Annotated in this window: 22 protein-coding genes and 1 tRNA gene; 14 read left to right on the forward strand and 9 right to left on the reverse strand. The window is 58.5% G+C overall.

Annotated features, from left to right (window positions below; all coding sequences use genetic code 11):
* Positions 1 to 144: 144 nt before the first annotated feature.
* Together V8J84_RS12825 and V8J84_RS12830 are read right to left on the reverse strand one after the other, a co-directional pair.
* Positions 145 to 221: transfer RNA gene (locus V8J84_RS12825), tRNA-Ile, on the reverse strand.
* A 54-nt stretch (positions 222 to 275) separates the two neighbouring features.
* A complete protein-coding gene (locus V8J84_RS12830; protein WP_339931737.1) occupies positions 276 to 536 on the reverse strand; it encodes a hypothetical protein in 261 nt (86 codons plus the stop codon).
* Between the two features lie 199 nt (positions 537 to 735).
* Between V8J84_RS12830 and purM the strand changes: the two genes are divergently transcribed.
* The 3 genes from purM to rnd all read left to right on the forward strand — a co-directional run bounded on the left by purM (position 736) and on the right by rnd (position 3,603).
* On the forward strand, positions 736 to 1,776 hold the full coding sequence (gene purM / locus V8J84_RS12835; protein WP_339931738.1) for a phosphoribosylformylglycinamidine cyclo-ligase: 1,041 nt from the start codon (positions 736 to 738) through the stop codon (positions 1,774 to 1,776).
* Complete coding sequence (gene purN, locus V8J84_RS12840; RefSeq protein WP_339931740.1) at positions 1,773 to 2,363, forward strand: phosphoribosylglycinamide formyltransferase; 591 nt, start codon at positions 1,773 to 1,775, stop codon at positions 2,361 to 2,363. The genes purM and purN overlap by 4 nt, the downstream gene beginning before the upstream one ends.
* A gap of 82 nt (positions 2,364 to 2,445) precedes the next feature.
* The gene (gene rnd, locus V8J84_RS12845) at positions 2,446 to 3,603 is read left to right on the forward strand and encodes a ribonuclease D (protein WP_339931742.1); all 1,158 of its coding nucleotides are present in this window, start codon (positions 2,446 to 2,448) and stop codon (positions 3,601 to 3,603) included.
* Here rnd and V8J84_RS12850 read toward each other — a convergent pair.
* Positions 3,600 to 4,097 (reverse strand): hypothetical protein, encoded by a 498-nt coding sequence (locus V8J84_RS12850; RefSeq protein ID WP_339931744.1) that lies wholly within the window; start codon positions 4,095 to 4,097, stop codon positions 3,600 to 3,602. The genes rnd and V8J84_RS12850 overlap by 4 nt on opposite strands.
* A 114-nt stretch (positions 4,098 to 4,211) precedes the next feature.
* Here V8J84_RS12850 and V8J84_RS12855 point away from each other — a divergent pair, with 114 nt between their 5' ends.
* Complete coding sequence (locus V8J84_RS12855; protein ID WP_339931746.1) at positions 4,212 to 4,619, forward strand: SufE family protein; 408 nt, start codon at positions 4,212 to 4,214, stop codon at positions 4,617 to 4,619.
* On the opposite strand, the gene V8J84_RS12860 is transcribed toward V8J84_RS12855, so the two are convergent.
* The 3 genes from V8J84_RS12860 to V8J84_RS12870 all read right to left on the reverse strand — a co-directional run bounded on the left by V8J84_RS12860 (position 4,616) and on the right by V8J84_RS12870 (position 6,287).
* Positions 4,616 to 5,248, reverse strand: a complete 633-nt coding sequence (locus tag V8J84_RS12860) for a DUF1638 domain-containing protein (protein WP_339931748.1) — start codon at positions 5,246 to 5,248, stop codon at positions 4,616 to 4,618. The two genes, V8J84_RS12855 and V8J84_RS12860, sit on opposite strands and share 4 nt — an antisense overlap.
* 77 nt (positions 5,249 to 5,325) lie before the next feature.
* Positions 5,326 to 5,490 carry a hypothetical protein gene (locus tag V8J84_RS12865; RefSeq protein ID WP_339931750.1) on the reverse strand — a complete coding sequence of 55 codons (165 nt, stop codon included), beginning with the start codon at positions 5,488 to 5,490 and terminating at the stop codon, positions 5,326 to 5,328.
* A 92-nt stretch (positions 5,491 to 5,582) separates the two neighbouring features.
* Positions 5,583 to 6,287, reverse strand: a complete 705-nt coding sequence (locus V8J84_RS12870; protein ID WP_339931752.1) for a corrinoid protein — start codon at positions 6,285 to 6,287, stop codon at positions 5,583 to 5,585.
* A 144-nt stretch (positions 6,288 to 6,431) separates the two neighbouring features.
* Here V8J84_RS12870 and V8J84_RS12875 point away from each other — a divergent pair, with 144 nt between their 5' ends.
* Together V8J84_RS12875 and V8J84_RS12880 are read left to right on the forward strand one after the other, a co-directional pair.
* Positions 6,432 to 7,517, forward strand: a complete 1,086-nt coding sequence (locus tag V8J84_RS12875) for a PA0069 family radical SAM protein (protein ID WP_339931754.1) — start codon at positions 6,432 to 6,434, stop codon at positions 7,515 to 7,517.
* A gap of 60 nt (positions 7,518 to 7,577) precedes the next feature.
* On the forward strand, positions 7,578 to 8,432 hold the full coding sequence (locus V8J84_RS12880) for an NmrA family NAD(P)-binding protein (RefSeq protein WP_339931756.1): 855 nt from the start codon (positions 7,578 to 7,580) through the stop codon (positions 8,430 to 8,432).
* 2 nt (positions 8,433 to 8,434) lie between these two features.
* Here the strand turns inward: V8J84_RS12880 and bmt are convergent, their stop codons facing one another.
* Both bmt and V8J84_RS12890 read right to left on the reverse strand, forming a co-directional pair.
* Complete coding sequence (gene bmt, locus V8J84_RS12885) at positions 8,435 to 9,451, reverse strand: betaine--homocysteine S-methyltransferase (RefSeq protein WP_339932062.1); 1,017 nt, start codon at positions 9,449 to 9,451, stop codon at positions 8,435 to 8,437.
* 170 nt (positions 9,452 to 9,621) lie between these two features.
* Positions 9,622 to 9,936: a DUF1476 domain-containing protein gene (locus V8J84_RS12890; protein WP_339931758.1), complete on the reverse strand. Its 315-nt coding sequence runs from the start codon at positions 9,934 to 9,936 to the stop codon at positions 9,622 to 9,624.
* A 170-nt stretch (positions 9,937 to 10,106) separates the two neighbouring features.
* Between V8J84_RS12890 and purC the strand changes: the two genes are divergently transcribed.
* The 7 genes from purC (at position 10,107) to V8J84_RS12925 (ending at position 18,843) form a co-directional block, all read left to right on the forward strand.
* Positions 10,107 to 10,871, forward strand: coding sequence for a phosphoribosylaminoimidazolesuccinocarboxamide synthase (gene purC, locus V8J84_RS12895; protein WP_339931760.1), 765 nt, complete (start codon positions 10,107 to 10,109; stop codon positions 10,869 to 10,871).
* Between the two features lie 51 nt (positions 10,872 to 10,922).
* On the forward strand, positions 10,923 to 11,153 hold the full coding sequence (purS, locus tag V8J84_RS12900) for a phosphoribosylformylglycinamidine synthase subunit PurS (protein WP_339931762.1): 231 nt from the start codon (positions 10,923 to 10,925) through the stop codon (positions 11,151 to 11,153).
* A complete protein-coding gene (gene purQ, locus V8J84_RS12905) occupies positions 11,153 to 11,821 on the forward strand; it encodes a phosphoribosylformylglycinamidine synthase subunit PurQ (RefSeq protein ID WP_339931764.1) in 669 nt (222 codons plus the stop codon). The genes purS and purQ overlap by 1 nt, the downstream gene beginning before the upstream one ends.
* Before the next feature lie 36 nt (positions 11,822 to 11,857).
* Positions 11,858 to 13,609, forward strand: a complete 1,752-nt coding sequence (locus V8J84_RS12910) for a sensor histidine kinase (RefSeq protein WP_339931767.1) — start codon at positions 11,858 to 11,860, stop codon at positions 13,607 to 13,609.
* 12 nt (positions 13,610 to 13,621) lie between these two features.
* On the forward strand, positions 13,622 to 14,953 hold the full coding sequence (locus tag V8J84_RS12915; protein ID WP_339931769.1) for a sigma-54-dependent transcriptional regulator: 1,332 nt from the start codon (positions 13,622 to 13,624) through the stop codon (positions 14,951 to 14,953).
* Between the two features lie 170 nt (positions 14,954 to 15,123).
* Entirely contained in the window at positions 15,124 to 15,747 is a 624-nt protein-coding gene (locus V8J84_RS12920; RefSeq protein ID WP_339931771.1) for a hypothetical protein, read from the forward strand.
* A 438-nt stretch (positions 15,748 to 16,185) separates the two neighbouring features.
* A complete protein-coding gene (locus tag V8J84_RS12925) occupies positions 16,186 to 18,843 on the forward strand; it encodes an Rne/Rng family ribonuclease (RefSeq protein WP_445285972.1) in 2,658 nt (885 codons plus the stop codon).
* 71 nt (positions 18,844 to 18,914) lie between these two features.
* Here the strand turns inward: V8J84_RS12925 and V8J84_RS12930 are convergent, their stop codons facing one another.
* Entirely contained in the window at positions 18,915 to 19,145 is a 231-nt protein-coding gene (locus tag V8J84_RS12930) for a sulfurtransferase TusA family protein (protein ID WP_339931775.1), read from the reverse strand.
* A gap of 114 nt (positions 19,146 to 19,259) precedes the next feature.
* Here V8J84_RS12930 and V8J84_RS12935 point away from each other — a divergent pair, with 114 nt between their 5' ends.
* A complete protein-coding gene (locus V8J84_RS12935; protein WP_339931778.1) occupies positions 19,260 to 20,015 on the forward strand; it encodes a cytochrome c biogenesis CcdA family protein in 756 nt (251 codons plus the stop codon).
* Position 20,016: the final 1 nt, after the last annotated feature.

The raw sequence follows: 20,016 nt of genomic DNA on the forward strand, positions 1-20,016 counted from the left end.
CAGCTAAACCAAGTGTTAACCCTGTATTGTGCATGCACTGCGGAGCAAGCGCGGTAAAACTGTGTTCGATTGTCGCCAATTCCGAAACGCGCGCATTTTTGAGGGAGCATTGTTGCGCAAGCCGCAACAGAAAATGGGGGGAAATGGTAGGCCCGGCAGGACTTGAACCCGCAACCAAAGCGTTATGAGCGCTCTGCTCTAACCAATTGAGCTACAGGCCCCCTAAGAGGGGTCGTAGCAGACAGGGCGTGCAGTTCAAGATGGAAATGCGGCAGTTATTGCGCGACTGGCGTGCCAAGCATCACTTGCGCCAAGAGCGCGATCATCCGTTCTTCATCTGCGGTCATGACGGAGGGATCACCGTCAAGATCGGCAAGTGCCACGATATCCGCGTAAGTTGGCGCAGACGTCTGGATCACAACGCCTTCGGGCAGGTCGATCCATGGGCCGTCCTGTTGCAGCGCCTGCGCGAGTGTTTCAGACGTCGCAGCTGTCGCCAGCGGCAGGATCATCATGGCAGTGATGAGGGATTTCATGGGGCGGACCTTTCAAGCGTATCAATCGCATAACGCACAGATGCGCAGGCGGTTCAGTGCGGATGTGCAGATTTTCATGAATTGATGAACGAAGCCTTGATCGGGCGCCGCCCTGACGCTTGCCCGAACCTGCGGATTGCGTTAGCTGGCGTGCAACTGAAATTGCGCGGCTGATGGCGGGCCGCACGCGGGGGCTGACATGACGAAAAACGGGCTGACATATGCGGATGCGGGCGTTGATATAGACGCGGGCAACACGCTGGTTGAACGGATCAAACCTGCGGCCAAGCGCACCACGCGCCCCGGTGTCATGGCAGGGCTTGGTGGCTTTGGCGCGCTTTTTGACCTTAAGGGTGCGGGCTATGTCGATCCGATCCTAGTGGCTGCGACAGACGGTGTTGGCACCAAGCTGCGGATCGCGATTGATACAGGCAATGTGGATACCATCGGGATCGATCTGGTCGCCATGTGTGTGAACGATCTGGTCTGTCAGGGCGCGGAGCCTTTGTTTTTCCTTGATTATTTCGCCACCGGCAAACTCGAACTGGATGCCGCGACACGCATCATTGAGGGTATTGCCGCGGGCTGCGAGGCATCGGGGTGTGCGCTGATTGGCGGTGAGACTGCCGAGATGCCGGGCATGTATGCTGAAGGTGATTTTGATCTTGCAGGCTTTGCCGTTGGCGCGATGGAACGCGGCGCAGATTTGCCGCGTGATGTAGCAGTGGATGACGTTCTCATCGGGCTGGGGTCCAACGGCGTGCATTCCAACGGCTATTCGCTGGTCCGCCGCGTGGTCGCACAATCGGGTTTGAACTGGGACGATCCGGCCCCGTTTGAAGAAAACACGCTGGGTTCGGCCTTGCTTGCGCCGACGCGCCTATATGTAAAGTCCGCGCTTGCGGCCGTGCGGGCAGGGGGCGTGCATGCGCTGGCACACATCACCGGCGGTGGCCTGACGGAAAACCTGCCGCGCGTGCTGCCTGAGGGGATGGGCGCTGCGATTGATCTTGATGCGTGGAACATGCCGCCGGTTTTTGCGTGGCTGGCAACGGTCGGAGGCATGGAGCAATCCGAGATGCTCAAGACCTTCAACAGCGGGATCGGTATGGTGCTGGCTGTGTCGCCTGATCGCGCGCTGGAGCTTGCCAAGCTTTTGCAGGACGCGGGCGAAACGGTTCACGCCTTGGGCCACGTCACCGATGATGCGCAGATCACCTACAAGGGCACACTGTTTTGACCAAACGGGTCGCGATCCTGATCTCGGGTGGCGGGTCGAATATGGTGTCGCTGGTGGACAGCATGACAGGCGACCATCCGGCGCGCGCCTGTCTTGTTGTGGCCAATGCGGCAGACGCGGGCGGTCTGGCAAAAGCACAGGCGCGCGGCGTGCAAACAGCCGTTGTGGATCACAGGCCGTTCGGCAAAGACCGCGCATCGTTTGAAAACGCGCTGCATGCGTCCCTTGTGATGGCAAAGCCCGACATCATTTGTCTTGCTGGTTTTATGCGCATCCTGACGCCGGATTTTATCACCATGTGGGAAGGGCGGATGTTGAATATCCATCCGTCGTTGCTGCCGCTTTATAAGGGGCTTCACACCCATGCCCGTGCGCTTGACGCCGGTGACGCGCAGCATGGTTGCACAGTGCACGAGGTCACAGCGGAGTTGGATGGCGGGCCGATCTTGGGACAGGCGCGGGTTGATATTGCATCCGATGACACGCCAGACACGCTGGCCGCCAAGGTCCTGCCGCTGGAGCATCAGCTTTATCCGGCAGTGTTGCGCCGTTTCGCCACTGGCGACCGGAGCCGCATCGACCTGTGAGCGGTGCTTTTCATCCCGCGCATGATCGCCTATCACAGGGCACCTTGCGGGACAGGCCCATAAGGGCCAGCAGGACGACACTATGAAAACCATCACCACGACAGCCGACCTTGCCGCATTCTGCGCCGAGGCCGCGAAACGCGACTATGTGACGGTGGATACTGAATTCCTGCGCGAACGGACCTACTATTCCAAGCTGTGCCTGATCCAGTTGGCCTATCAGGATGATACGGGCGACGATGCAGTTTTGGTTGATCCGCTTGCCGGTGATCTGTCGTTGGCACCGCTTTACGATCTTTTCCGCGACGAGGCTGTGGTCAAGGTGTTCCACGCCGCGCGTCAGGATCTGGAGATTTTCTACGTCGACGAAGAAGTGATCCCAAAGCCGCTGTTTGACACGCAGGTCGCGGCGATGGTCTGCGGCTTTGGTGAACAGGTCGGTTATGAGACGCTGGTGCGCAAGATCGCGAAGGCTGATCTGGATAAATCGTCCCGCTTTACAGATTGGTCGCGCCGTCCGTTGACGGATGCGCAGGCGAAATATGCTTTGGCCGATGTGACCTATCTGCGCGACATCTACGAATTTCTGGCCGATCAACTGCGCTCATCGGGGCGCGAGAAGTGGGTGAAAGAGGAACTTGCCGTTCTGGAAGACCCTGCCACCTATCGGGCAGACCCTGCGGATGCATGGAAGCGCGTGAAAACACGCAACAACGCCGCGCGTTTTCTGGGCATTGTCAAAGAGTTGGCGCAGTTTCGCGAACAATACGCCCAGGATCGCAATATCCCGCGCACTCGCGTTTATAAGGACGATGCGCTGGTTGAGCTGGCCTCGACCAAGCCGCAGACAGAGCAGGATCTGGGCCGGTCGCGTCTTTTGCTACGTGAGGCCCGCAAGGGCGACATTGCGGCGGGCATTCTGGCAGCCGTGAAGGCGGGGCTGGCGATGCCGAATGGCGACTTGCCGAAACCTGATCGTCGCCGCGAAAAGCTGCAGGTGAACCCGGCCATTGCAGATATGCTAAGGGTCTTGCTTAAGGCGAAAGCCGAGGGCGAGGGCGTGGCGCAAAAGCTGATCGCGTCTTCTGCCGATCTCGATAGCCTTGCTGCCGGTGACCGCGATGTGATGGCGCTGCGCGGCTGGCGCAAAGAGGTTTTCGGCGCTGATGCGCTTCGCCTTTGCGACGGCGAGATTGGGCTTGCGGTTGATGGTCAGAAGGTGATTGCCGTCACGCTTTAGCGCGACGAGGACAGCACGTTCTGCGCGCCTTGCACGCGGATTGTGCGCACGCCGTCCAGATCATTGAAATCAAGTTCTGTCGCGACGGTGATGCGGCGTGTGGCCAGCGGCCCGCCCATTTGCGCATTGTTTGGCATCGCGGCACGAAACGCCAATGTCAGAACACCACCAGATTGTCCGGCTTCAACCAGTTCGGCGTTATACTGACCCTGTGCGGCGGCGATGCCGGTGGCCCGCACGATAGCGCCAGAGGGAGAGCGTTCAATCCGCATGCTTTCGATGGCAGCAATCAGGTTGCGTGTTTCGACCTCGCCAAAGCGGGTCGCGGGATCAACAAGCGGGCGAATCTCACCGGTGGCGGTCACAGGCACGGATGTGCTGGGCCCGAACCAGTTAAGCGGATTGAACCGGGAGTTCGAGATCGTGGCACAGGCGCTAAGTGTCAGGGTGGCGGTCAGCGCCAAGGTAAGAGCTTTTTTCGTCACGGGTGCCATGCCTTTTGTCATTTGCATTAGGGTTAGCGCACCTGCCACGTCTTGGGAAGCATCCACTGGACGTTTCACCGGATCGGACCTACTTAACATGCTGTAATCCAAGGGGTGAATGACATGGCGACCGAAGCCTTCGAAGAAATCGCAGAGACGTTTGATTTTCTTGATGATTGGGAAGATCGCTATCGCCACGTGATCGACATGGGCAAGGCGATGGACCCGCTTGATGATGCCTTTAAGGTGCCTGCCACCAAGGTGGACGGCTGCGCCAGTCAGGTCTGGTTACAGCCTGACCCGTCGGACGGGGTGTTTCACTTCAAGGGTGATAGTGATGCGATGATCGTGCGCGGTCTGATCGCGGTACTGGCGACGCTTTATAACGGTGTTCCGACATCGGAAGTCACGCAGATTGATGCGCAGGCCGAACTTGGCAGGCTTGGCCTGAATGATCATCTTTCTGCCCAGCGATCAAACGGTGTGCGGGCAATGGTTGAGCGTATTCAACAGGTTGCGGCCAAAAGCTAAAGTTGCGATAGCGCGACCTCAAGATCGCCATATCCCGTTTTTCGGTATTCAAATTCCAAGCCCAGCCGCTTGGCGCAGTCCTGCGCCTTTTGCGTCAGTGCGGGGTCGTCGGTCTGGGCCTGATAGACCAATGTGGTGTAATTGCCGAAATACATGTCGCGCAATGCGGGGTGCTTCCCAAGGCCAAGCGGCGTCCAGACAAAGGCATCAAACTGACGCACCAGAAAATCCGTGAGGTAGAAGCAGGTGATCTCGTCGCGGGCGGCAAAGGTGTCGTTGCCTTCGAAAAACGAATAGCAGTGCGGTCCCGCCACCATTTCAACACCCATATCTGCACATGCCGCCGCAAGCTGACCACCGGTGCCGCAGTCGGCATAGACCACGAAAATACTGTCATAGGCGTCTTTGTGGCGCGCGACGGTTTCCTGCACCGCTGGCACGATCTTTTCGGGGTGGTTGTGCAGAATGGCTGGCAAGCATTGCAGATCAAGATGATCCCAGCCGTTTGCATCGCGCAGCGCAATAATTTCGCGGGCAAGCGCACCACAGGCAATCAACAGCACCTTGCCGCCGCCGGTTGGCGACAGGCCGCTTTCGGTCAGGGTTTTGTCTGAAACACTATGCTGCATCGCTGCATCCTATCGTGATGCATCCCTTTTATGCGGTTTGACCGGACAAGTCCGCGTCAAAAACGACTGTGGGTTGCTTAGCTGCGCAACCGCGTGATGATGCGCACCAGCACAAATGCCGCAAGCGGGATCAGGATGACCCAGGTTGGCGTTGATGTTGAAATCCCGCTGGCAATCCAGACGGTCACAGCGGCGGCTGCGATCACGGTCAGTAGCAAGGCAAAGAACAGTTGGCGTGGCATGGGCAATCCTTTCCCTTATGATGTGGGGGTTGTCCGGCAAATAAAAAGGGCCGCAAAATGCGACCCTTTGACTGTTTGCGTGTTTCGTCGGGCTACGCGTGCGCGGCACCCTGATTGTGCTTGCGGGCCATAAAGGACTTCGCGGTTTCCACGGCGACCGCAGCATCGCGGCAATAGGCGTCAGCGCCAATCGCCTTGCCGAATTCTTCGTTCAGGGGCGCGCCACCGACAAGAACGATGTAGTCGTCGCGGATACCCTTTTCGACCATCGTATCAATCACGACCTTCATGTAAGGCATTGTGGTGGTCAGCAGGGCGGACATGCCCAGAATGTCAGGCTCTTCCGTTGCCATGGTCTCAAGATAGGCCTCAACCGCGTTATTGATGCCTATATCGACCACTTCAAAGCCGGCACCTTCCATCATCATGCCGACAAGGTTCTTGCCAATGTCGTGGATGTCGCCTTTGACGGTGCCGATCACCATCTTGCCCACGCGCGGCGCGCCGGTTTCGGCCAGCAGCGGTTTCAGAATAGCCATGCCACCCTTCATGGCGTTTGCCGCCAACAGCACCTCTGGCACAAACAAGATACCATCGCGGAAGTCCGCACCAACGATTGTCATGCCGCCGACCAAGGCCTCGGTCAGGACGCGGTAGGGTTCCCAGCCGCGATCGATCAGAATATTGACGCCTTCCTCGATCTCTTCCTTCATGCCGTCATAAAGGTCGTCGAACATCTGGGCGACAAGATCCTCGTCGTTGAGTTCGGACAGGATGATATCGTCTTCGTCGGACATGGCGTGTCTCCCAAACTGCGTATGTCTTATGCTATTACTTTAATGCGCTTTTGTGGTGAAAGTCACATGACATTTTGCGACATAAGGCCCTGCAGCACCGACCATATCTTGCCTGCGTTCCCGCTTTGTTCTATTGGTGGCCGCATGGAAGATTTCCCCCTGCCTCCGCGCTTTGCCGCAAAGGGACGCGCCGCATCCGGAAATCCGGCAAATCGCTATGACACGCTGTCTGTCGAGGGCATTGATGACGGCTGGATTGATGAGGGTGCTGAACTGCCAGTGTTGCGCACAACCGTGGCAGATGAGGTGCCGCGCCGCGTGATCACGCGCAACACGTCGCCGGATCTATCTTTTGATCGCTCGATCAATCCCTATCGCGGGTGCGAGCACGGGTGCATCTACTGTTTTGCCCGCCCCAGTCATGCTTATCTGGGGCTGTCACCGGGGCTGGATTTCGAAACGCGACTAATCGCGCGCCCCGACGCGGCAACGGTGCTGGAAAAGGAACTGCGGGCGAAGTCCTACGTGCCTGATACCATCGCCATCGGCACAAACACCGACCCGTATCAGCCGATTGAGAAAGAGCGGCGGATCATGCGCGATGTCTTGCAGGTTTTGGCTGATTTCAACCATCCGGTGGCGATTGTGACAAAAGGCACGCTGATCACACGCGACATTGATATTCTGGCGCCGATGGCAGCGAAAGGGCTGTTGCGTGTTGGTATTTCCGTCACCACGCTTGATCCCGCAACATCCCGCGCGATGGAACCCCGTGTGCCGGCGCCAAAGGCGCGGCTGCGGGCGATCCGCCAGCTGACGGACGCAGGAATTGATGTGCGCGCCATGGTGTCGCCCGTTGTGCCCGCGCTGACAGATCACGAGTTGGAGGACATTCTGGCGGCTTGCGCTGACGCGGGTGCGGTGGCTGCATCGTCCATTGTGCTGCGCTTGCCGCGCGAGGTTGCCGGGCTTTTCCGCGATTGGCTGGCAGAGGCTTATCCAGATCGCGCCGACAGGGTCATGGCGCGGGTGCGCGAATTGCACGGCGGCAAGGATTACGATCCGGCATTTGGCACACGGATGCGTGGGCAGGGTGAATGGGCCGCGTTGATGCGACAACGCTTTGCAATTGCGACGCGCAAGCTGGGGCTTGACCGGACGCTGCCAAAGCTGCGGAGCGATCTGTTTGCACCGCCACCCCGCGCGGGAGATCAGCTTAGCTTGCTTTAGATCAAGGACATCAAGGTGCGCGTGCGATGAACTGTGACGAAGCGAGACAGGACATATGCGATGAAAATTCTGGTGACAGGCGCCACAGGAAATGTCGGGCAGGAGGTTCTGACGCAACTGCGTGCATCGGGTCATCAGGCGATTGCCGGATTACGCGATGCCCCGTCCAAGACAGTCAGCGATGCTGTGCAGGTTGATTTTGCCGCTGGCATTGGTTCCGATGACACATTTGACGCGATTTTCCTGATGCGTCCGCCGCAGCTTGCCGATGCGACGCTGTTTGAACACTTCCTCAAGCGCTATTCCCGCGACACGCGCATCGTGTTTTTGTCCGTGCAAGGGGCGGATCGGCGGTCTTATCTACCGCATGCAAAGATCGAAAAGGTGATCACGCAGATGGGGTTTCCGCATGTCTTTGTGCGGCCCGGCTATTTTATGGAGAACCTGCTGACGACCCTCTGGCGTGATTTGCAGGACGACCAGCGGATCTATCTGCCAGCTGCCCAACTCGGGTTTGACTGGGTGTCGGCGCGTGATGTGGCGGCGGTCGCCGTTGCTGGGTTGATCAATCCTGACACACCGCAGGCTGTTACCGTTTCAAGCGGTCAACTGATCGGCTTTGCCAAAGTGTGCGCGATCATCAACGAACTGACCGGCAGCCAGCTTCGCTATCAACCTGCGAGCATCATCGGATACGTCCGTCATGCGCGGCGCAAGGGGCACAAGTGGTCGTACATCCTTGTCATGTTGATGCTGCACGCGCTGCCGCGTCTGACAGGGCAATCGGCTGGGGATGCAAGTGTCGCGGGCCGGTTGCTTGGACGACCACCAGAGACTTTGCGTCATTTCGTGACCCGCAATGCCGCGGTTTTCCAAGGGTTGCGCGGGCAGGGTGGTCAGCCGCCGCCAGCCTGAAATCAGGCGCTGCGACGCCGCCCACGGCGTGGCGCGCGGACTGGACCTGCACCATCCGTGCCGTCAGACGTAGAGGAGAACCCGCCCAGTGCTTGGGAAATCTGGTCAAGCGTTGGCTGGGGTCCGCGCGGGCGCTCTTCCAATGCCGTGCGCATGTGGCGCAGATGTTCTGGGGTCGTCCCACAGCAGCCGCCAATAATCTTGGCCCCGCAGTCACGCGCCAGCACGGCGTAATCGGCCATCAAAGCCGGCGTGCCGTCATAGTGGATGTGGCCGTCGTGGTATTTCGGGATGCCTGCGTTGCCTTTAGCGATGATCGGCTGGGCGGGGTTGGCCTCAGCGAAACCCAGAACGGTGCGCAACAGATCGGACGCCCCCACACCGCAGTTTGCCCCGAAAGCCAGTGGCGCATGCGCAAGCTTGCCGACCATTTTAACCATCGCGGGTGATGTAAGACCCATCATCGTGCGGCCAGCGGTGTCAAAGCTCATCGTGCCGCACCACGGCATATCGGCCAGTGCAAAGGCCTCGGCGGCGGCTGCAAATTCTTCTGGTGCGCTGATGGTTTCGACCCAGAGGACATCGGCGCCACCGGCCTTGAGCCCTTCAGCCTGTTCGTGGAACATCTCAACGGCATTTTCGTGGGTCAGGCTGCCCATGGGCACCATGATATCGCCCGTTGGCCCAACGCTGCCTGCCACGATCACGGGGTGATCCATGGCATCGGCCACACCGCGGCCAATCTCGGCGGCCACTTTATTCAGCTCGAACACGCGGTCCTCTGCGCCGTGCAGTTTCAAACGCGATGCGTTACCGCCAAAACTATTGGTCAGGAAGATATCGCTGCCTGCCTTGGCGGCCCCTTCATAAAGGGCTTTGATACGATCGGGATGATCCACATTCCAAAGCTCTGGCGCGTCGCCCGCCTCAAGCCCCATGTTGAACAGGTTGGTGCCGGTTGCGCCATCGGCCAGAAGCCAGTCGCGGGTCTGCATCAGATCGGCCAGCGGATTTGTCATGACAGACACCTTGTTTGAATTCACGTCCTGTTTGCCACGCGCCTGCCGCAACAACAAAGCCTTGTTATCCAGCCGTCGGGTCAAAGTTTTCATAACGATTATGAATGGCGCGCACTAAAAAGCGCCGCCACCGATGGTGACGACGCTGAATTGCTTTACAAAAGTGTTGATCAGATTTCGTTCAGAATCTGGCCTTTTGCCTCGATCATCAAGGACTCCATCTTTGAACGGATCGTGGCCTCATCGGCTTTGTCGCCCAGATCGCCCGATACCTTGCGATAAACGTCTTCGTGGCCCGCTTCCTCAAAATCGGACTTTACGACCTCTTTCGCGTAGGCGTCGGCCTCTGGTCCGGATTTGCCCAAAAGCTCTGCCGCCCACAGGCCCAGCAACTTGTTGCGGCGGGCTTCGGCCTTGAACTGCATTTCGGCATCGTGGGCAAATTTGTTTTCAAACGCGTTTTCGCGGTCGTCCATTCCAGACATGTCGGGCCTCGTATTTTGTGTTTCGTTGCTTAAAATATGCGGACAACCGCGCCATGTTGCAAGGTGTGGCGGCACCGTTTGCAGGCTTTTCTTGCGGGGGCCGCAGGCTTGCCCTATAGGACGCGCAAAGCAATGCAGCGCATCTGCTGCCAGTCCGAGGGCCGATGACAATGGCACGCCGCAAGAAGATTTACGAAGGTAAGGCAAAGGACCTTTTTGAAGGACCGGAGCCGGGCACGATTGTCCAATATTTCAAGGACAATGCCAGTGCGGGCAACGGTGAAAAGAAGGCCGTGATCGAAGGCAAAGGCGTTCTGAATAACCGCCTGTCCGAGTTCTTCATGCTGGGCCTGCAGCAAATCGGTATACCGACACACTTCATCAAGCGCCTGAACATGCGCGAGCAGCTTGTGCGTCAGGTCGAGATTATTCCGCTTGAGGTGATCGTCCGGAACTACGCGGCTGGCACCATGGCCAAGCGGCTTGGGATGGAAGAGGGCACGGCCCTGCCACGGCCGATTGTCGAGTTTTCCTATAAGAACGACGATCTGGGTGACCCGCTGGTGCCGGAAGAATACATCATCGCATTCGGCTGGGCGTCCCAGCAGGATATGGATGATATCGTCAGCCTTGCGTTGCGGGTAAACGATTTCCTTGCTGGCACGATGTATGGCGTGGGGATCAAGCTGGTCGACTTTAAGATCGAGATCGGGCGCCTTTGGGACAACGATTTCCAGCGTCTTGTTGTGGCCGACGAGATCAGCCCTGACAGCTGCCGTTTGTGGGACATCGAGACCGGCCAGAAGTTGGATAAAGACGTATTCCGCCGCGATCTGGGCAGCCTGTCGGACGCCTACACCGAGGTCGCCAAGCGTTTGGGCGTTCTGCCATCCAACGTGACGCACACACCGCACAAGCCGACGCTGATTAACTGATCGTCGGATTTTGAGTATTTTTGGCAAAATGATGCAAGAAGGACGCCGCCCATGAAAGCCCGCGTATATGTGATGTTGAAAGACGGTGTGCTGGACCCGCAGGGGGCTGCCGTGCAGCACGCATTGGGCGCGCTGGGATTTGATGGCGTAAATGGCGTGCGTCAGGGCAAGGTGATCGAACTTAATCTGGCCGATGGCACGTCCGAGGAGGCGATTGCCGAGATGTGTGAAAAGCTGCTCGCCAATACGGTCATCGAAAGCTACCGCATCGAGGTGCTGTGATGAAGGCGGCTGTCATCGTCTTTCCCGGATCGAACTGTGATCGGGATATGGCTGTTGCGCTCAAAGCTGCAGGTGCCGATGTGACAATGGTCTGGCACAAGGACGCCGATTTGCCTAATGGCATTGATCTGGTCGCCGTGCCTGGTGGATTTTCGTTTGGTGATTATCTGCGCTGTGGTGCTATTGCGGCCCGCTCGCCGATCTCAAGCGCCTTGCGGACGCATGTGACCCGTGGTGGCTATGCATTGGGTGTCTGCAACGGGTTTCAGGTACTAACCGAAACAGGCCTGCTGCCCGGTGTGCTGATGCGCAACGCTGGGTTGAAATTTGTGTGCAAGACATCGGCGCTGACCGTGGCCACATCCGATAGCGGTTTCACCAGCGAATACGCTTCTGGTGATACCGTGCATTTCCCGATTGCACATCACGATGGCAACTATGTTGCTGATCCTGACACGATCAAGCAACTGACCGACGAGGACCGGATCGCCTTTACCTATGCCGAAAACCCCAACGGATCGGTGAACGACATTGCAGGTATCCTGTCGGACAATCGCCGCGTGTTGGGGATGATGCCACACCCCGAACGGTCGGTGGATTCCGGCCATGGCGGCACGGACGGGCAGGCGCTTTTCCGCGGACTGGTGGGGCAGCTTGCCACGGCCTAGCTTGCCGCGGTTTCGGGCGCTGCGTAGTGTAGCGCCATGAGTGTTGTCACCACAGATGCAAAACGCGGACAGAACCGCTGGCCGTTCCGACTGGCCGTTGTGTTTGTGTGTTTGCTGGGTGTGGTGACGATTTCGGTCACCAATAACCTGCTAACCCAGCGCTTTACCGAGACAACACGCAACCGCGCCGAACTGCGAATGACGCTCTATGTCGCCAACCTGATGAGCGAGCTACAGCGCAATTCGATTGTGCCGCAGCTGCTTGCACGCGATCCGGAATTGATCACGGCGCTTGAAAACAACGATTTTTCGCTTTCCACGCAACGTTTGTTGTCGTTTGTCGATGAAATCGGTGCGGCGTCTTTGATGCTGTTGGACAAGGACGGGCGGACCGTTGCTGCCACCGACCGCAACCGGCTGGGCGAGGCACATCGCTCCGCGCCGTATTTCGTCAATGCGCAGCGCAACAACGCCACCATCTTTACGCTGGCCGAGCGTGATACGGGCGGGTTCGCCTTTGTCTATTCGCGCCGCATTGAAGGGCCGACAGGCAATCTGGGTGTGATCGCCGTTGAGGTGGACATGCAAAAGCTGGAACGCGGCTGGGCAGGGGTGTCTGACGCGGTGCTGGTTATGGACAGCGAAGAGCGGATTATTCTGGCCACAGAGCCGCGTTGGCGTGGGCAGACCGAGGATGACGCGCTGGCTTTGCAATCCGCACCATCGGCGATCGAGCGGGCCGTGCGGGCGACACAGGATTGGGCGGCGTTGCCTGTGGATGCCTATCTTGGCGGTGAGGCTGTGCTGCGCCGCGAGGTGCGGGTCCCGTTTCAGGGGTGGCGGATGGTCAGTTACACGACCTATTCATCGGTGCGCGAGCGGGTGAACGGTGTTCTGGCGCTTGAGGTCATGGGCTTTGCCATATTGCTGGCGTTGATGTTCTGGTTCTCGGGGCGCAAGACGGCTTCGCGACTGGTGTTTTTTCAACGTGAATCGCAAGAACTTCGCGCGCTAAACCAGCGTTTGCAAAGCGAAATTGCTGAGCGCGAGAAAGTCGAGAAAACGCTCGAAGTGGCCGAGCAGACGCTTGCGCAATCGTCAAAGCTGGCTGCATTAGGCGAGATGTCAGCGGCCGTTAGCCACGAATTGAACCAGCCGCTGGCCGCGATGAAAACCTATTTGGCGGGTGCGCGCCTATTGTTGCAACGCAAGCGGCCCGATGAGGCACTGTCATCATTCCAGCGCATCGATGATCTGATCGAGCGCATGGGCGCGATTACGCGGCAGTTGAAATCCTATGCCCGAAAAGGGGCCGATGCGTTTGAAGCGGTAGACACCCGCGCGGCTGTGTCTGCGGCCTTGTCGATGATGGAGCCACAACTGAAGACGCGTGATGTGGATATCACCCGCACTCTGCCCTCTGGTCCGGTTCTGATCATGGGTGACAGGCTGCGTTTGGAGCAGGTTATTATCAATCTGCTGCGCAACGCGCTTGATGCGACAAAAACGGCCAAAGATCCAAAGATCGAAATCATTCTTGCGGCGGGTAAAACCGTCAGCCTGACGGTGCGGGATAACGGCCACGGGATTGATGATCTGGATGAGTTGTTCGAGCCTTTCTACACGACCAAACAGCCCGGTGACGGCGTCGGGCTTGGCCTCGCGATTTCGTCGGGGATCGTGAATGATCTGGGCGGACGACTGACAGCACGGAACGCAAGCGGGGGCGGCGCAGTTTTTGAAGTGCAGCTACCGCTTTATGAGGCGGACATTGCCGCCGCGGAATAAGGGAGAGACACCATGAGCAAAGCTATGAAAATCGCCATCGTGGATGACGAAAAAGACATGCGGCAGTCGATCTCGCAGTGGTTGGCCCTGTCGGGGTTCGATACCGAAACCTATGCCAGCGCCGAGGATGCGCTAAAGGCACTGAACGCTGATTTTCAGGGCATTGTGGTCAGCGATATCAAAATGCCCGGCATGGACGGGATGCAATTCCTCAAGAAAATCAAGGGCGTGGACAGCGGTCTTCCGGTGATCATGATTACGGGCCACGGTGATGTGCCGATGGCGGTTGAAGCGATGCGCGTTGGTGCGTTCGATTTTCTGGAAAAGCCGTTCAATCCTGATCGTATGACCGAACTGGCAAAGCGTGCCACCACCGCGCGGCGCCTGACATTGGACAACCGTGCGCTGCGCAAGGAGCTTTCTGACGGCTCTGCCTTGATGAAAAAGCTGATCGGCCAATCACCAGCGATGGAGCGTCTGAAAGAGGATATCCTTGATCTTGGACAGGCCGACGGCCACGTGCTGGTGGAAGGCGAGACTGGCACAGGTAAGACGCTGGCGGCACACGCGCTGCATGCCGTGGGTGCGCGTGCGTCCAAGAAATTCGTGCTGGTGTCCTGTTCGGCCTATGACGAGGAAACACTGGGTCGCAGGCTCTTTGGGCCAGCCAACGAGGACGAGCCGATCCCCGCGATGGAAGAGGCCCGCGGCGGCACACTCGTGCTTGAGGATATCGAGGCACTGTCAGACAAGCTGCAGGCCAAACTGCTGACGGCTATCAACGACCAAGGCACGCCTGCTGAGACGCGGATCGTCGCGATTTGTAATTTGCAGGATGAAGGCAAGACTTGCGAAAGCGTGCTGCGTCCCGATCTGTTTTATCGCCTTGCTGCGCTGCGGATCACCGTGCCCCCCTTGCGCCAGCGCGGTGAGGATATCCTGACGCTGTTTACCCGACTGGGCGAGCAATACGCCGATGAATATGGCTGCGACGCGCCTGAGGTGTCAGCACAAGAGGCGGCCCAGCTTTTGCAGGCCCCGTGGCCGGGCAATGTGCGCCAACTGATCAATGTGGCCGAACGGGCCGTGCTGCAAAACCGGCGCGGCACGGGGTCAATCGCATCACTGCTGATGGCTGACACCGAAGAGGCAAAGCCCGCAATGACAACCGAGGGCAAGCCGCTCAAAGAGTTTGTAGAAGCCTTTGAACGGATGCTAATTGATAACACGATGCGCCGCCATAAAGGCAGCATCGTGAATGTGATGGATGAATTGCAGCTACCGCGCCGGACACTGAACGAGAAGATGGCGAAGTATGGTTTGCAGCGGTCGGATTATCTTTAGCCGCCCCCGCATTTCGGGCGTGACACGAAGCGCGCCGCGCCACTAATCTCTGCTCGAATTTTATTTTGCGGAGAGATCTTATGAAGAAATTTGGTTGGCTTGTAGCATGTGCCACTCTGGCGGCCTGCGGTGGGAACGGCGGAGGTAGCACCAGTATGGAGCAGATGCGGATGGACCCGCCCCCTGGCGCGGGTGGCACGGTCCTCGACCCTACGATCACGACACAGGATGTGACTGATTACGATAACACATTCGCAATTGTCGACGGATATCGGCGGCCAGCCCTCAACGAAGGATCGGCCCCGTCGGGCACGCTGAACTTCAACGGTCAGGTCGATGCGCGGCTGCCGGTGAGTGATGATCCGCGCGTGCCGTTTGAGACACCGGTGGTGCGCATGATCGGCGATCTCGATGTCGAACTGGAGGTCAGGCATATTTCCGGTGAAAATAATTTCCGTGGGACCGCGGATAATTTCAACATTATCGAGAACGGTATCCCGGTTGAGGCGGTCGATGGCAGTCTGGTCATTGCCGGCGCATACAATGCTGGGCTGAACGGACGGCAAAGGCTGCTGCGGACAGCCGGGCGGGGCGCATTAACGTCGACCTTTGGCCTTGAGGATGTCGGCATGCTTAATCTGACCATGACGATGGACGGTCGTCTGCGTGTCGACCCGGACGCGCAATATGGCGCGATCGCAGGCACCGTGGGCGGATCGGGCAACGGTGACTACTATACCGCGCGCGGCACCGGCACGTTCTACATACTCGAAGATGGTGTGCCGCGACCCTGACAAGCGTGCCATCTGGTGGCTGGAACCTGGACTGGGACCAGCCACACGACACTTTCCGATTGTAATTTGAGCCTACGACCCTTTATGTATGACATACGGACCTGCCGCGTGACGGAACGCTGTGGCTCCGGTGAGATTCTCTGATGTGCGGTATGGCGGGCCGAGGCCTGAAACCAACCTGCATCAGCTGATTTGACGGAAACGTCATAAGAACGCCCCTAAGCGTGTGAAAACTTCAAACGCAGGGCCATGAACAGGTGTCGCAATCATTGTGCCACCATAGGAAAACCGCGATGCAACGCGCGCAAACAACAGGCCAACGCATGACCGCCCCGAGGGGCGCTGCTGGCCTGACGCCGCACTTCGCCAACATTAGACACAACATTCAAACGGATGCCCCGCCGGGGAATGCGGCAATACGTTGTGCGAACGGATACAATGCCAAAGAAAATGCTAATCGATGCAACACACGCGGAAGAAACCCGCGTTGTTGTGGTAGACGGAAACAAAGTCGAGGAATTTGATTTCGAGAGCCAGTTCAAGCGTCAGCTTGCTGGGAACATCTATCTGGCCAAAGTGACACGGGTTGAACCGTCGCTTCAGGCTGCGTTTGTGGACTACGGTGGCAACCGCCACGGGTTCCTTGCGTTCTCGGAAATCCATCCCGACTATTACCAAATCCCCGTTGCTGACCGCGAGGCCCTTCTGGCCGAGGAAAAGGCTTATGCCGAAAGCCTCAAAGCTCAGGACGAGGAAGAAGAAGCGCCTAAAAAGCGCACACGCCGCCGTCCTTCCAAGAAGGCGCAAGCGGCTGAGGCATCTGATGATGCGGTGGCAACGGCCGAAGTCGAGACACCCGAGGAAGAGACGTCTGGCGACGTCGCTGGCATGGAAACCATTGATCTGGATGACAGCGAAGAGGGCAGCAGCCCGATGGAGCTTGTCGCCGAGACGCCTGTTGATACGCCAGCCGCTGACGAAGACGACAGCGATGATGATGATGATGACGACAAGGCCGATGCTGCCGACAAAGACGACAGCATTGAAAGCGTGAAAGAGGATGACACCGACGAGGTGCGCCCGGTTCGCAAACCACGCCCCAAGCGCTACAAAATTCAGGAAGTGATCAAGGTTCGCCAGATCCTGCTGATCCAGGTCGTGAAAGAAGAGCGCGGCAACAAAGGCGCGGCGCTGACGACTTACCTGTCGCTGGCTGGCCGTTACTGCGTTCTGATGCCCAACACCGCGCGTGGTGGTGGTATTAGCCGCAAGATTACGAACGCCGCTGACCGCAAGAAGCTCAAGCAGATCGCTGGATCAATGGAGGTGCCGGAAGGCGCTGGCCTGATCGTGCGCACTGCGGGTTCGCAGCGGACCAAGGCCGAGATCAAGCGCGACTACGAATACCTGCAACGCATGTGGGAGCAGATTCGCGAACTGACGCTGAAATCCACGGCACCGGCGCGCATCTACGAAGAAGGCGATCTGATCAAACGCTCGATCCGCGATCTTTATAACAAAGAGATCGACGAGGTGATCGTGGCGGGCGAGGGCGGTTATCGCACCGCCAAGGACTTCATGAAAATGATCATGCCGTCCCACGCCAAGAACGTGAAATTCTACAACGAACAACTGCCGCTCTATGCCCGTTATCAGGTTGAGGGCTATCTGGCCGGTATGTTCAATCCGACCGTGCAACTGCCATCGGGCGGCTACATCGTGATCGGCATCACAGAGGCGCTGGTTGCCATCGACGTGAACTCTGGCCGTGCCACGAAGGAAGGCTCGATTGAGCAGACCGCGTTGAAGACGAACCTTGAGGCCGCCGACGAGGTCGCCCGCCAGATGCGTCTGCGCGACCTTGCTGGTCTCATCGTGATCGACTTCATCGACATGGACGAACGCCGCAACAACACGGCGGTTGAAAAGCGGTTCAAGGACAAGCTTAAGACAGATCGTGCGCGTATTCAGGTGGGTCGTATCTCCGGCTTTGGCTTAATGGAAATGTCGCGCCAGCGTCTGCGCCCGGGTATGCTTGAGGCGACGACACAGATGTGTTCGCACTGCCACGGCACGGGCCTCTTGCGCTCTGACGACAACGTCGCACTCGCGATCCTGCGCCAGCTTGAGGAAGAGGGCGTGCGTGGTCGCACCAAAGAGGTTCTGGTGCGCGCACCGATCAGCATTGCCAACTTCCTGATGAACCAGAAACGCGAGCATATCGCGGAGATCGAAAGCCGCTATGGCATGTCGGTGCGGATCGAATGTGACACGTCGCTGACATCGCCCGATTTCGCGATTGAAAAGTTCAAAACCGCCATACGCGTCGTGCCTGATGCCACGCCTGTTGTGACCACGATTGTGGACATGGACGACGAAGACGATGTGGACGTACCGGACGAGGCAGATGATGCAGACGAGGTTGAGGCCACACCAGAGGTGAGCGAAGACCAGCCGCGCAAAAAACGCCGTCGTCGTCGCCGTCGTCGGGGTGGCAGCGGTAATGGTGAGAACCAGCAGTCCGATGAGAATGCCGAAGCTGCGCCAGCAGACGGCGAGGCAAAAGCTGAAGCCGAAGCCGAAGCGGCCCCAGCGGATGCAGACGCAACCGAGGTTGCACCGGCAGAGAAGCCCAAGCGCACACGGTCACGTGGACGCAAGAAAGCAGCTGAAGAGACGTCTGCGTCCGAAGCTGAGGCAGCGCCAGAGACTGAGCCTGCGGCAGAGGTCACAGAAGAGACCCCTGCCGAAAAGCCAAAGCGCACCCGCAAGAGCCGCGCTAAGCCCAAGGACGATGCGCCTGCCGCCAGCGAGGCTGATGCGCAAGCGTCGGACGAGCCTGCCGCCGAGGAAAAGCCAAAGCCCAAGCGCCGCAGCCGCGCCAAGCCAAAGCCTGCCGACAACGCGCCTGATGTGCCCGTTGATGCAGAACCGGTGGCAGACGCGCCACAGCCAGAGGCTGCACCGCAAGAGGCCGTTGCCGAAGCACCCACGCCCGAAGCCGCAGTCGAACCTGCGTCAGAGCCGGTTGCAGAGCCTGTGGCCGAGGAAAAGCCGAAGCCCAAGCGCAAGGGCTGGTGGTCACTGGGCCGCTAAAAGCGGAACGATGAAATCAATAACGCCGCCCCTTGGATCAAGGGGCGGCGTTTTTGCGTCAAATGGCGGGATCAGCCTTTGGCAATCACATAGACCTGCGGCGACACATCCAGATCTTGCGAAACCAATGTGTGACCGGCCTCTGCGCAGAAATGGGGAACGTCGATGATCGCGGCGGGATCGTCTGCCAGCATCCGCAACACATCGCCCGATGCCATGGATTGCAGGCGTTTGCGTGCCTTCAGCACGGGCAGCGGGCACAGCAGCCCTGTCGCGTCGAGGTGCTCTTGTTCATGCGTCATGCATTGTCAGGTAGGGCAGATGTTACACTGTGTCCACACAGTTGTGACAGCGCGAAGGGTGACGCGCGTGCCACCTGACGTTACTGAGGGCCCAACAAAGGATGCCACCACCTCATGTTCGATTCCGCGATGATTCTTGATGCCACCTTGCTGCCCGCGATGTTCATCGCGCTGGCTGCGGGCCTGTTGTCGTTTCTCAGCCCCTGCGTTCTGCCCATCGTGCCGCCCTATCTGGCGTTCATGGGTGGCGTGTCGGTCGGCGAAATGGACGAAACCGCCGCAGCACGCCGCCGCGTTTTGCTGGCTGCGGTGTTTTTCGTACTAGGTTTGTCCACGGTGTTCCTGCTGCTGGGCTTTGCGTTTTCGGCCATGGGGCGGATGTTTTTGCAGTTTCAGGACTGGTTTGTCCTGATCGCGGGCTGCGTGGTGATGATCTTTGGCGCGCATTTTGTTGGCGTGTTTCGCATCGGATTTCTGGATCGCGATGTGCGGATCGAAACAGGTCGTCAGGGCGGATCGGCCTTTGGTGCTTATTTGCTGGGGCTTGCGTTTGCCTTTGGCTGGACACCGTGCCTTGGCCCGATCCTTGGCACGATCCTGGGGCTGGCCGCGTCCGAGGCTGACTTGATGCGCGGCACCACATTGCTTGCATTCTATGCATTGGGCCTTGGCATTCCATTCTTGCTGGTCGCGGCCTTCTTTCCACGGCTCAAAGGCGCGATGGCGTGGATGAAACGGCACCTTGACCGGATTGAGCGGATTTCAGGACTGCTGTTGTGGACGGTCGGCCTGATGATGGTCACAGGCCAGTTCACCGCGTTCAGCTGGTGGTTGCTGGAACAGTTCCCCGCATTGGCGACCTTGGGATAGC

Source organism: Yoonia sp. 208BN28-4 (assembly GCF_037543925.1).
Taxonomy (GTDB): domain Bacteria; phylum Pseudomonadota; class Alphaproteobacteria; order Rhodobacterales; family Rhodobacteraceae; genus Yoonia.